We start from the raw sequence: 13,041 nt of genomic DNA on the forward strand, positions 1-13,041 counted from the left end.
TCCTGAAAGTGCGGAAGGGGGCGGGCGGGCGTCAGAACTTGATCCCGCCGATGAGCCCGGCGAGGCTCGCGCCGCCGGCCGTGATGCTCGGCGCGATGGCCGTGCCCGCGAGATAGAAACCGAAGAGGGCGCAGACCATGGCGTGCGAAGCCTTGAGTCCGTCCTTCCGGAAGAAGAGGAAGACGATGATTCCGAGCAGCACCACGCCTGACATGGACAGAATCATGAGAGTTCTCCTGGTTTGAGGGGACAGTCACCATGAGTTCTTCCAGGATCACCGAAAGTATCTATGCGATAAAAGGTGCAAATGAGTGAAATGCCAGGTATTTCACTGTGCTGGCCCAGGGGACGCGGTGGCGCCCGTGCGGGGCGCGGTCCGCAGTACCCTTTCGGTTTACTCGTACGGCGCCCAGGCCGTACGGAGCAGGTCAACGGCGTGCGAGCCGGCGTGTGAGCCGGCCTGAAAGGCGGTCCACCGATGAGTGAGACACCGGATCCCGAAGTGGTCGAGCTGGCCACGAAGGTCTTCGATCTGGCCCGGCGCGGTGAGACCGAGACGCTCGCGGCCTATGTCGACGCCGGTGTGCCCGCGAACCTCACCAATGACCGGGGCGATTCCCTCGTGATGCTCGCCGCGTACCACGGCCACGCCGAGGCGGTGGAGGCGTTGATCGCACGCGGCGCCGACGCGGGACGGGTCAACGACCGCGGCCAGACGCCACTCGCCGGGGCTGTCTTCAAGGGCGAGGAGGCCGTGATCCGCGCGCTGCTGGCCGGCGGCGCGGATCCATCCGGAGGAAACCCCTCCGCCGTGGATACCGCGCGGATGTTTGGGAAGACGGACCTTCTGGAGTTGTTCGGCGCCCAGTGATGCCCCGGGTGAGAGACGTCGTAAATGTGGTCGCGGTGGCGAAATGGCTGGGTCATCATGACGTCGGGCCCGCAACAACGGGTCACCGACGAGAGGCAGGGAAGATGGTCTGCATTAAGCGGAAGACGACGGTCGGCCGATCATGTCGCCGCGCGGTCTAGTGCCAGAAGGGTGCTACGTCCCCCGGTCGCACCCCCGGTTGCGTCGACAGCTTGATGTGAGGCTTTCCCCATGTTCGATCCAGTCATAGCGCCGAGCGGCACCCTGCTCGGGCTGTTGCAGAGAGGCCGCGGCGACGGCACGCTGCACGCGCTCGCGGCACCCCGGGCCGAGGCACTCGCCGCCCTCAATCACTGCGTACTGAACGACCCCCGCCACGACTGGCAGGTCGAGAACCGTTCGCTCTACTACGCACGCCTGTATCTGGATCTCCACGGTGGTCTCGACGCCCTCGACCACCATCTCTTCCGGGCCGAGGACCACTTCGACACCGAGGAGTCCAGGACCGGGCTCTCGCTCGCCGTGCTCGGCCATCTCGCCGCGTACGGCAGGCACGACGCCCTCGACCTGCTCAGGCGGTACGCGGCGACCGGCGCCAACTGGGCCTGGGCCCTGGACGAGCTGGCGCTGCGTGACGACGACACGGGGCTGCGCTCGCTGGCCGTGCCGATCCTCGCCAGATTCCCGGCGGGACCCGAGGGCGACGCCGAGCTGGCGTCGACCGTACGGGACGCCTTCGAGCCCCGGCCCTGGCGGCTCTGGGCCGACGATCCACGCCCCTCGGTCGGCGCGCGGATCAGGGCCGCCCGTGAACAGGGCTCGTTCGACCGCTGGCAGCGGCAGCTGCGACCGAGCGGTCCGCGCCCCGGCTGGAGCGTGCAGGCCGTCTTCGACTGGGCGGAGCAGGCTCTGGAGCGCGGCACGGAGATGCACGGGCCGGCGGCCCGCTGCCTCACCGCCGTCGCCGGACCCGACGACCGCCCGCTGATCGTCGAGGCCGCGCGCACCGGCCCCGACGGCGCCCGCTGCGCGGCCCTGCACTATCTCGCCGAGGTCCGTGACCCGGTCGTCCTCGATCTGATCGAGGCGGCGGCCGGCGGCCCGGACCGTACCGTCGCCGACGCCGCCGTCGCCGCCTTCGAGCGGATGTGCGGCGACGAGGCGGTCGACCGGGCCCGCGGCTGGGTGCACAGGCCCGACGCGCTCGGCGCGTCCGCCGCGGGCGTGCTCGCCTGCCGCGGCGGTACGAAGGACACCGCGCTGGTCCTCGGCGCGCTGCGGGAGGCCGTACGGGCCGAGGGCCCCGACACCCAGCGGCTGTGGACCCTCGTCGACGGTGCGGGACGCCTCGGCATCGTCTGCGCCGCACCCGTGCTGCGCCATGTCTACCGCGAGACCGCCTCCTCGCATCTGCGCGGCCGGGCGGCGCGTGCGCTCGCCGCCACCGATCCCTCCTACGCCACCGGATTCGCCGTCGAATGCCTGTGGGACTGCGAGGAGACCACCCGGGAAGTCGCCGCGCTGCACGCCGAGACCGTGGACGCGCGCGTGGCGGAAAGGCTACGGCGGCTGGCCGCCGATCCGGCCGAGGAGGCCGAGGTGCAGACCGCCGTACGCAGCAGGATGGGCCCGGACGCCGCCGCGCGGTGAGAACCGGCGGCCACCGCCGCCCGCCGTCGCGTACGGCCGGAAACCTTCGCTCCGTAAGTCGGTCCGTACCGTCTGTGCGCCTTCGTCGCGTCCGGGGAACGACCCGCGTCCAATGCTCACGGGACGTTCCCCACGCGGAAAGATCCACGTTGGCAGGGACACGCTCGGTGGGACGACAACACGGATATGCGTGTCGTCATCGTCACCGAATCCTTCCCGCCCGATGTCAACGGGGTGGCCCACTGCGCCCTCCAGACCGCCCGGCATCTCGCCGCCCGCGGTCATGATCCGCTCGTCATCGCCCCGGCGGTCGCCGGTGATGCCGAGATCGACGCACCGTGCCCCGTGGTACGCGTGCCCTCACTCCCGCTGCCCGGCTATCCGCAGGTGCGGGTGGCGCTCCCCAGCCGGCGCATCGCCGCGGCCATCACCGCGCACCGCGCCGAGATCGTTCACCTGGCCGGGCCCTTCGTGCTCGGTGTACGCGGCATGACGGCCGCCGCCCGGCTCGGCGTCCCCGCCGTCGCCGTCTACCAGACCGACCTCGCCGGCTATGCCCGCACCTATGTGGGCGCGGGCGAGGCCGCCGCGTGGCGGCGGATCCGCGCCGTGCACTCCGCCGCCGACCTCACCCTCGCCCCGTCCAGCGCCGCCGCGAACGATCTCGCCGAGCACGGCATCCCCCGGGTACGGCTGTGGCCGCGCGGTGTCGACACCGAGCGGTTCCGGCCCGAACTGCGCGACGAGGAGCTGCGCCGACGGCTCGCGCCCAACGGCGAGCTGATCGTCGGCTATGTCGGCCGGCTGGCCCCCGAGAAGCATGTGGAACTCCTCGCCGGGGTCTGCCGGCTGCCCGGCGTCCGTGTCGTGATCGTCGGGGACGGCCCCAGCGAGACGTCGCTGCGCGGGGCGCTGCCCGGCGCGGTCTTCCTCGGCCGCTCGACCGGTGACGAACTGGCCAGGACCTTCGCCTCGTTCGACGTGTTCGCGCACACCGGCCCCTACGAGACCTTCTGCCAGACCGTGCAGGAGGCCATGGCCAGCGGGGTACCGGTGATCGCGCCCGCCGCCGGCGGACCGCTCGACCTCGTCGACCACGGACGTACCGGACTGCTGGTCACCCCGCACGACACCGACGCCGTCACCGCGGCCGTGGAGGAACTCGCCTTCGCCCCCGCGCTCCGTGCGGCCTACGGGCAGGCGGCGCGCACCACCGTCGAGGGCAGGACCTGGGCCGTCGTCGGGGACCAGCTGCTCGGCCACTACACCGAGGTGCTGGGCGCCCGTACGGCGGTGGTCGCGTGAGTGGGCTGAAGATCGTACGACTGGCCAACTTCGTCACGCCCGCCTCGGGCGGACTGCGCACCGCGCTCCATGAGCTGGGCAGCGGCTATCTCGCGGCCGGGCACCAACCGGTGCTGATCGTGCCGGGGGAGCGGGAGTCCGACGAGGACACCTCGCAGGGGCGGGTGATCACCCTCCCGGGCCCCGAACTGCCCGGCACGGGCGGCTACCGGGTGCTGAGCGCGCGGCGGCGGCTGCGGGAGGTGCTTGAGCGGATCGGGCCCGACCGGCTCGAAGTCTCCGACCGCACCACCCTGCGCTGGACGGGCGAGTGGGCACGCCGCCACCGCATCCCCTCCGTGATGGTCTCCCATGAGACGGCGGACGGGGTGCTGCGCACCTGGGGCGTGCCGGGGGGCGCCGCCGCCCGGGCCGCCGACCGGCTCAATCTGCGCACCGCCTGGGCGTATTCGCGGATCGTCTGCACCACCGAGTGGGCGGAGCGGGAGTTCCTGCGGATCGGGGCCCGCAATGTGGTGCGCGCACCGCTCGGTGTCGATCTGCGCCGGTGCACGCCGGAGCGGTGCGACGCGGAGCTGCGCTCCCGGTACGCGCGTCCGGGTGAGGTGCTGCTCGTACTCGGCTCCCGGCTGTCGGTGGAGAAGCGGCCCGGCACCGCGCTCGACACGCTTGCCGAGCTGCGGGAGCGGGGCGTACCGGCGGTGCTGGTCGTCGCCGGCGACGGTCCGCTGCGGACCGGGCTGGTCCGCCGGGCCCGCGCCGAACGGCTGCCCGCGCTCTTCCTCGGCCATGTCGCGGACCGCGCGGCGATGGCCGATCTCCAGGCCACCGCGGACGTCTGTCTGGCACCGGGACCGGCCGAGACCTTCGGGCTGTCGGCCCTGGAGGCGCTGGCCTGCGGCACCCCCGTCGTCGCCAGCGCGTCATCGGCGCTGCCCGAGGTGATCGGGGACGCCGGAATCGCGGCCCGGGACAACGCGGCGGCCTTCGCCGACGCGATCCAGGAGCTCATGGCCCGCCCCGAGGGTGCGCGCCGGGCCGCGGCCCGCGCCCGCGCGGAGCTCTTCAGCTGGGAGAACGCGGTCGCCGCGTTCCTGGCGGCCCACGATGTCCCGCTCGATGTATCGATGCTGAACAAGGTCCCGTCACAGGTCCAGCAGGTCCACCCGGAGGGAGAGGCGAGATGACGACGGAGGCGGACAGAGGCGCACTGCCCGCGGACGCGGCCCATAACCGGAACAAGGAACGGGACGAGGTCCCGGATACCGCCGCGCCGCCGCGGGCGCTGCGGTACGCCGCTCTCGGGGACTCGCTCACCGCGGGGATCGGCGACCCCGTCGACGGCGGATGGCGCGGCTGGGCCGCGCTGCTCGGCGCCGGGGTGGGCGACCCCGGAACGGGCGCACGGTTCCACAACTTCGCCGTCAGCGGCGCGCTCACCCGAGACGTGGAGGAGAAGCAGACGCCCGCGGCCGTCTCCTTCGCCCCCGACATCGCCTCCGTCGTCGTCGGCGTCAACGACACCCTGCGCCGCGCCTTCGACATACAGGACCTCGCCCTGCGCCTCGACCGCGTCTGTGGCGCCCTCGCGGCGCGCGGCACCGTCCTGCTGACCACCTGTCTGCCCGACCCCGGCAGCATGCTCGGGCTGCCCGCGCCGCTCGCCATGCCCCTCGCCCGGCGGCAGCGCGCCGTCAACGCCGTCGTCCACGCCCTGGCGGCGCGCCACGACACCGTCCATCTGCATATGGCGGAGGCGTCCTGGGTCGCCGACCGGTCCCTGTGGAGCGCCGACCGGCTGCACCCCGCCGAGCGCGGGCACCGGATGATCGCCGCGCGCTTCCACGCGCTGCTCGCCGAACGGGGACTGGCCCTCGGCCCCGAGCCCTCTCTTGAGACCGACCAGGCACCGCCGAGCCGCGCGGCCACCCTGCTCTGGCTCGCCACCTCGGGCACGGGATGGGTCGCGCGCCGCTGCCGGGATCTCCTGCCCGAACTGCTGCGGCTGGCGGGCGACGAGGTGGCGCACTGGGCCCGCGGCACCGGAGCGCGGCTCGATCTGCACGCAGAACTCGCCCTCTCCCGCGCGCTCGCCGCGCTGTCTCCGGGCGCTCCCCTTGCCAGAATGGGGGAATGACCGGGCGCTGGGAATTCTGGATCGACCGGGGCGGCACCTTCACCGATGTGGTGGGCAGGCGCCCCGACGGAGAGCTCGTCACACGGAAACTGCTCTCGCACCATCCGGAGCGCTACCAGGACGCGGCGGTGGCCGGCATCCGGCTGCTGCTCGGCCTCGGTCCCGACGATCCGGTGCCCGCCGACCGGATCGAAGTCGTCAAGATGGGGACGACCGTCGCCACCAACGCGCTCCTGGAGCGGCGCGGTGAGCCGACCGTCCTCCTCATCTCCGAGGGCTTCCGGGACGCCCTGCGTATCGCGTACCAGAACCGGCCCCGGCTCTTCGACCGCCATATCGTGCTGCCCGAGGCCGTCTACGAGCGCGTCATCGAGGTCCCGGAACGCGTCGACGCGCACGGCGCCACCGTACGGCCGCTCGACACGGACACCGTCGCCGCCGCCCTCCGCACCGCCCACGACGACGGCTTCCGCAGCGCCGCCGTCGTCCTGATGCACGGCTACCGCCATCCCGCGCACGAGAGCGCCGTCGCCGACGCCGCGCGCGCGGCGGGCTTCACACAGGTCAGCTGCTCCCATGAGGTCAGCCCGCTGATCAAGCTGGTGCCGCGCGGCGACACCACCGTCGTCGACGCCTATCTCTCCCCGATCCTGCGCCGCTACGTCGACGAGATCGCCGGTGAACTCCAGGGCATCCGGCTGATGTTCATGCAGTCCAACGGCGGGCTGCGGGAGGCCGCCCACTTCCGCGGCAAGGACGCCGTGCTGTCGGGGCCGGCCGGCGGGGTCGTCGGGATGGCCCGTACGTCGGGACAGGCGGGCTTCCGCCGGGTCATCGGCTTCGACATGGGCGGCACCTCCACCGATGTCTCGCACTACGCGGGCGAGTTCGAGCGCGAACTCGGCACCCAGGTCGCCGGGGTACGGATGCGCGCCCCCATGATGAACATCCACACCGTCGCGGCGGGCGGCGGATCCGTGCTGCGCTTCGACGGACAGCGCTACCGCGTGGGCCCCGACTCCGCGGGCGCCGTGCCGGGCCCCGCCTGCTACCGGCGCGGCGGCCCGCTCACCGTCACCGACGCACAGGTGATGCTGGGCCGCGTCCAGCCGGCCCACTTCCCCGCCGTGTTCGGCCCCCATGGCGATCAGCCGCTGGACGTGGAAGTCGTACGGGAGCGCTTCGCGCGCCGGGCCGAGGAGGTACGCGAGGCCACCGGCGTCAGCCGCACCCCGGAGGAGGTCGCGGCCGGCTATCTGGAGATCGCCGTCCTGAACATGGCCAACGCCGTCAAGAAAATCTCCGTACAGCGCGGGCATGACATCACCCGCTACGCCCTCACCAGCTTCGGCGGCGCCGGCGGCCAGCACGCCTGCGCGGTCGCCGACGCGCTCGGCGTCGACACCGTGATCGTCCCGCCGCTCGCGGGTGTGCTCTCCGCGTACGGCATCGGGCTCGCCGACGCCACCGCCATGCGGGAGCACTCCGTCGAGGCCGAGCTGACCGAGCGGGCCCTGCGCCGGGTCCGTGAGCTGTGCGACTCGCTCGCCGAGCGCACCCGCGCCGAGCTGCGCGCCGACTCCGTCCCGGACGAGGCCATCACCACACGCGCGCGGGTGCTGCTGCGCTACGCGGGGACGGACGCGAGCCTGCCCGTACCCCTGGCCGGGGTCGCGGCCATGACCGCGGCCTTCGTGGCCGAACATCTCGCGCGCTACGCGTTCACCATGGACAAACCGCTGGTGGTGGAGGCGGTATCGGTCGAGGCCGTCGGCGCCTCGGCCCCGCACGCCCCGTATACGCCCACGCCGTCCACCGGAGCCGGAGCCGGAGCGAGCGAACCGTACGCGACCGTCGGGATGTTCACCGAAGGACGTGTCCGGGACACCCCGCTGTACCGCCGTGCGGACCTGGGCCCCACCGACACCGTGACCGGACCCGCCGTGATCGCGGAGGCCGATGCCACGACCGTCGTCGAACCTGGCTGGCAGGCGGCCCCGGGTGAGCGGGGCCATCTGCTGCTCACGCGCGTACGACCGCGCCCCACGCGGGTCGCGGTCGGCACGGACGTCGACCCCGTCCTGCTGGAGGTCTTCAACAACCTCTTCATGGCCATCGCCGAGCAGATGGGCGTGCGCCTGGAGAACACCGCCCACTCCGTCAATATCAAGGAGCGGCTTGACTTCTCCTGCGCGCTCTTCGACTCCGACGGCAATCTGATCGCCAACGCGCCCCATATCCCCGTCCATCTGGGATCGATGGGCGAATCCATCAAGGAAGTGCTCCGGCGCAACGGGGGCGCGCTGCGGCCCGGCGATGTGTACGCCATCAACGACCCGTACCACGGCGGCACCCATCTGCCCGATGTGACCGTCGTGACGCCCGTCTTCGACGAACAGGGCGAGACGCTGGAGTTCCTGGTGGCCTCGCGCGGCCACCACGCCGAGATCGGCGGCATCACCCCCGGCTCCATGCCCGCCTTCAGCACCACCATCGACGAGGAGGGCGTGCTCTTCGACAACTGGCTGCTCGTCAGGGACGGCCGGCTGCGCGAGGCCGAGACCCGGGAACTGCTCACCACCGCCCGCCACCCCTCCCGGGACCCCGACACCAACCTCGCCGATCTGCGGGCCCAGATCGCCGCGAACGAGAAAGGCATCGCCGAACTGCGCCGTATGACCGACGAGTTCGGTACCGATGTCGTCCAGGCGTATATGGGGCACGTACGGCGCAACGCCGAGGAGTCCGTACGCCGGATCGTCGCCGGGCTGCACGACGGCTCGTACCGCTACGAGACCGATGGAGGCGCGGTGATCGAGGTCGCCGTCCGGGTCGACCGGGACGCGCGTGCCGCCGTCATCGACTTCACCGGCACCTCGCCCCAGCTGCCCGGCAACTTCAACGCGCCCAAGTCCGTGGTGATGGCCGCCGTGCTCTATGTCTTCCGCACGCTCGTCGCCGATGACATCCCGCTCAACAGCGGCTGTCTGGAACCCCTGGACGTACGGGTCCCGGAAGGATCGATGCTCGCGCCCACCCCTCCGGCGGCGACCGTCGCGGGCAATGTCGAGACCTCGCAGGCCGTCACCGGCGCGCTGTACGCCGCCCTCGGAGTGCAGGCGGAGGGCTCGGGCACCATGAACAACCTCACCTTCGGCAATGACCGGGTGCAGTACTACGAGACCGTGGCCAGTGGCTCCGGCGCGGGCGACGGCTTCGACGGCGCGGACGCCGTACAGACCCATATGACCAACTCCCGGCTCACCGACCCGGAGGTGCTGGAGTGGCGCTATCCGGTACGGGTCGACGCCTTCGCCGTACGGGACGGCAGCGGCGGTGTCGGACACTGGCACGGCGGCGACGGCGTCGAACGGCGGCTGCGCTTCCTGGAACCGATGACGGTCACGCTGCTGACCGGGCACCGCCGGGTCCCGCCGTACGGCATGGCGGGTGGCGGACCGGGCGCGCTCGGGAGCAACGCGGTGGAGCGGGCGGACGGTACGGTCACGCCGCTGCGGGGCGTCGACTCGGTGGAGGTGGGCCCCGACGACGTACTGGTCATGCGGACGCCGGGCGGGGGCGGCTACGGGACGGCGCCCCGCTGACGCCGGGTCACTGCCCCTCGGGGGGCTTGCCCTCGGCGGACGAGACCTCGACGAGTTCGGCGCGGCCCCGTGCGTTGAGGCTGAGGATCGGGACGGCCTTGTCGCGCGGGTTTCCGTTGCTCTGGAAGGAGATGAAGCCGCTCGCCCCGGCCACCCGCTGCGGTCCGTTCATCTGCTGGAACATCCGGCCCACCGTGCGCCCGGTCACCGCGCCGGTGCCGCTCGCCGCCATCCGTACGCCCTCGGCCGCGGTCAGGACCGCGTCATGGGCCATGAGGTCCTGGCCGTCGTAGCGGTCGTCACCCGGGAACCACTCGTCCAGCAGACCACCCTCCTGGAAGTACCGCGCGGAGTGTTCGGAGACCCGCCCCGGATCGGCCCGCCACATGTCGCGGTGGGCCAGGCCGGTGTAGAAGACCTGTACACCGGTCTCGACGGCGTGGGCGATCTGCTCGCGGTCCAGATTCGAGGTGTCGTCACCGGCGAGGACCGTGAACGTATGGTCCGTACAGCTGCGGTTGGCCAGCGAATCGAGGAAGTTGGTGAGATGCCGGCCGCGGCCCGCGAAGTAGATGACCTGCGGCCGTGTGTCGCAGAGCTGCGCGGGGAAGAAGCGCAGCTCGTTCTTCCACGCGCCGCCGGGCACCGACGAGTCGAACGTCATCCGCTCCGCCACCAGCCGATGGCCGGTCCTCTCGTCCGGGAACGCCTCGGTGAAGGCGGTGCCCAGGGTGGCGGCGTACAGATTGGGCTTGGCCGCGTCCTGGACAACCATCGCCGTGCGGAGCTTCGTGGACCGCTTCAGATAGGCCGCGGCGGCGTACGCCTCGTCGACATTGGTGGGCGAGACCCGTACGAAGTCGGTGATGCCCTGGATATTGGTGGCGGTCATGGTGCTGGCGACGGTGGCGAGGCCGCTCTTGGAGAGCTTCTTCAGCGCCTTCAGATTCCGATCGGTGCTGGGGCCCAGACCGGTGACGGCCACCAGCTTGTCGGCGGAGTCCTTCCGGTCGATCAGCTCGTTCACGGTGTGTTCCCAGTGCGCCGAGCTGCTGCCGGAGTTGGCGATCAGCAGCCGGATCTTGGGGGAGGAGGCGAGATCGCCGCGGTTGTGCCGGTACTGCGCGAGATACGCGCCCTCCAACTCGTGGCGTACCGAGTCTTCGGAGTTGCTGTCGTCGTTGGTGAGCGTGAAGGAGGTCAGATACGCGACGCTGACATACGGCTCCTTCTCGGCCTCCTTGCTGACCTCGTCGTTCTCGTGCTTGATCTTCTTCACCACCTCGGCGAGACGCTCCGTGAAGTGGTACGAGCCATCGGTGACACCGACGCACTCCTCGTCCTCGCCCCGCTTGACGACCCCGTCGTCGCAGCGGGCCAGGACGTCCCCGATCCAGCCGGCGCCCAGCGGGACCGCCACCGCGAGTACGGCGACGACGACCACGCCGATCACCACGCGGCGCACGATGTGCAGCGGCCATTCGAGTCTGCGCATCCCACTCTCACCCCTCGCTCGTGGACGTCAGCGGATGGCGCCAGTGGCGATAGCGCTCCGCCTCGTTGAACAGCGCCACGACATCGTTCCTGCGCAGCCGCGACAGCTGGTTGAACCCGTCGGCGATCAGATCGTTCAGCCGCATCCCGGGATCGGCGAGCGGATCGCTCCACACCCAGCGGGTGATGACCAGCTCCCGGATCACCGCCGCGGTGGTGACCGTCTCGCCGGGCTCGGCGGGCGCGAGCCCGGCGAGCAGGTCCAGCGGACCGCCCGAGGAGACGAGCCGGTTGGGCGCCGCCGTGATCGCGTTGAACTCACTGATCCACTGCGCCGCGGGCACCCCGGGGAAGCGCCCGACCAGATGGGCGGTCACCTCGTCGATCCGGCCCCAGGCCAGCCGGTGGTACATCTCCTGGACCGTGCGCCCCACGGAGGCGAAGTGCTCGGCGAGGAGTTCGTGCACGGTGTCCCAGTCGTCGGGGCGCCGGGCCAGCCGCCACAGCAGCAGCCGCCGCGGCCAGGGGTGGAGGGCCGGCGTCACGCCGCCAGGACTGAGCAGCAGCCAGCGGGCGCGCATCTCGCCGAAGAGCGAGTCCCCGGGGCTGAGCACCCGCGTACCGATCGACAGATCACGCGCGGCGGCGCACTCGGCGAGCGTGGCGCGCCGCGGCTCGTCGATGCCCTGGAGCAGATGGTCGAGCGCGGCGTCGGCGAGCGTGCTCGTCTCCTCGCCGTCGCGCAGCGTACGGTCGGGCAGGCCGCGCAGCCAGCGGTCCTGCTCGGGGCCGTCCTCGGCCGGTACGCCGGAGTGCCGGAGCACCTCAAGGACCTGGTGCACCGCGCTCGGCAGTCCGCAGGTCAGCCGGTGCACAAAGGGCGCGAGGCGGGTGAAGGGCGCCAGATCCGGGTGGCGGCGCAGCTCCAGCTCGATACGGATACGGACCTCGTCGAGGTTGAGGTCCCGCAGCCGCAGGGGATACCACCAGGTGTCGTCGCTGTCGCGGGTCGGCCGGTGCTCGCTCCAGTCGGTGAGCGAGGCCCGGTCAGGGCCGCGCAGCTGCCAGGGCCACTGATCGCCGGTGGCCGGACCCCAGCGGGGCAGCCAGCGGTTGGAGCTGGCCACGATGGTCAGTGGATCGCAGGAGAGCCCCGTCACCACGGTGTCGTCGTGCCGGGCGCGGATCAGCAGATCGAGGAAGCGACGGCCGTACTCCGAATGGGAGTTGTCGAGCAGCAGCAGATACGAGCGTGGCATGAACGAGTGGTCCGCGTTGCCCCGGAGATCCGCCAGGAACGCCGAGAACAGCACGCGGTCGAGTCGCTCCTCGTCCTCCGCGTCGCCGTCGTGCCGCCAGAGGTTGAGCTCGACCAGCGCCTCCCACGGGTCCTGGCTCCGGATCAGCGGATGGCCGCCGTACCAGGCGGCGCTTCCGGTGAACTTACGGCCGGGCAGCCGGCGACGGCCGCGCCGCAGGGCGTCCCGCAGCAGCGCGAGCGCCGCGGTCGACGCGCCGTCAGGGGCTCCCACGGCGCCACCCGCCACCTCGAAGAAGGCGGCCAGATAGTCGCCGTACCGGGCCTCGGCCCGCTCCTGGAACGCGTCCAGCTCACGCCGGATGGTGCGCCGTCCCTCGGCCAGGCTGGTCATCCGCAGCTCATGGTCGGAGGCGAGCAGCCCGAGGGTCAGCCGGGGGAAGTGGGAGCGGCGGTACCGCGGCAGCTTCCGTTCGAGCTGGCGGGCGAGCAGCCCCAGACCGTAGCGCGGCAGCAGCCCGTGCTCGGCGGCGAGATTGACATAGGCGAACGGGTTCTCGGGGCCGAACTGCTCCATCAGCGCGCTGTGCGCCTCGCTGGCACCGCTGCCGCGCGGGCCGAGCAGCATCGTCACCGGCCGCTCCGCGGTGGGCGGCTGTCTCAGACACTCGTCGACGAGGGAGATGATCCCGTTACGGCCCCTGAGACCCATGCGCACTCC

Annotated in this window: 9 protein-coding genes; 6 read left to right on the plus strand and 3 right to left on the minus strand. The window is 71.8% G+C overall.

Going from position 1 to position 13,041, the window contains the following annotated elements:
- Window positions 1-31: 31 nt before the first annotated feature.
- A complete protein-coding gene (locus AB0M67_RS11820) occupies window positions 32-226 on the minus strand; it encodes a hypothetical protein (protein WP_030355560.1) in 195 nt (64 codons plus the stop codon).
- Between the two features lie 252 nt (window positions 227-478).
- Between AB0M67_RS11820 and AB0M67_RS11825 the strand changes: the two genes are divergently transcribed.
- The 6 genes from AB0M67_RS11825 (at window position 479) to AB0M67_RS11850 (ending at window position 9,568) form a co-directional block, all read left to right on the plus strand.
- Window positions 479-871, plus strand: coding sequence for an ankyrin repeat domain-containing protein (locus tag AB0M67_RS11825; RefSeq protein WP_365745090.1), 393 nt, complete (start codon window positions 479-481; stop codon window positions 869-871).
- 231 nt (window positions 872-1,102) lie between these two features.
- Complete coding sequence (locus AB0M67_RS11830; RefSeq protein WP_365745092.1) at window positions 1,103-2,521, plus strand: HEAT repeat domain-containing protein; 1,419 nt, start codon at window positions 1,103-1,105, stop codon at window positions 2,519-2,521.
- Window positions 2,522-2,707: 186 nt separating this feature from the next.
- Entirely contained in the window at window positions 2,708-3,826 is a 1,119-nt protein-coding gene (locus tag AB0M67_RS11835) for a glycosyltransferase family 1 protein (RefSeq protein WP_365745094.1), read from the plus strand.
- The gene (locus tag AB0M67_RS11840; RefSeq protein WP_365745096.1) at window positions 3,823-5,013 is read left to right on the plus strand and encodes a glycosyltransferase; all 1,191 of its coding nucleotides are present in this window, start codon (window positions 3,823-3,825) and stop codon (window positions 5,011-5,013) included. The genes AB0M67_RS11835 and AB0M67_RS11840 overlap by 4 nt, the downstream gene beginning before the upstream one ends.
- On the plus strand, window positions 5,010-5,963 hold the full coding sequence (locus tag AB0M67_RS11845; RefSeq protein ID WP_365745098.1) for an SGNH/GDSL hydrolase family protein: 954 nt from the start codon (window positions 5,010-5,012) through the stop codon (window positions 5,961-5,963). Before AB0M67_RS11840 ends, AB0M67_RS11845 begins: the two co-directional genes overlap by 4 nt.
- Window positions 5,960-9,568: a hydantoinase B/oxoprolinase family protein gene (locus AB0M67_RS11850; protein WP_365745100.1), complete on the plus strand. Its 3,609-nt coding sequence runs from the start codon at window positions 5,960-5,962 to the stop codon at window positions 9,566-9,568. Before AB0M67_RS11845 ends, AB0M67_RS11850 begins: the two co-directional genes overlap by 4 nt.
- Before the next feature lie 7 nt (window positions 9,569-9,575).
- Here the strand turns inward: AB0M67_RS11850 and AB0M67_RS11855 are convergent, their stop codons facing one another.
- A complete protein-coding gene (locus AB0M67_RS11855; RefSeq protein ID WP_365745102.1) occupies window positions 9,576-11,063 on the minus strand; it encodes a branched-chain amino acid ABC transporter substrate-binding protein in 1,488 nt (495 codons plus the stop codon).
- A gap of 7 nt (window positions 11,064-11,070) precedes the next feature.
- Complete coding sequence (locus AB0M67_RS11860) at window positions 11,071-13,032, minus strand: hypothetical protein (RefSeq protein WP_365745104.1); 1,962 nt, start codon at window positions 13,030-13,032, stop codon at window positions 11,071-11,073.
- Between the last annotated feature and the right edge of the window lie 9 nt (window positions 13,033-13,041).

Origin of the sequence: Streptomyces sp. NPDC051662 (assembly GCF_040681655.1) — a bacterium.
Classification (GTDB): domain Bacteria; phylum Actinomycetota; class Actinomycetes; order Streptomycetales; family Streptomycetaceae; genus Streptomyces.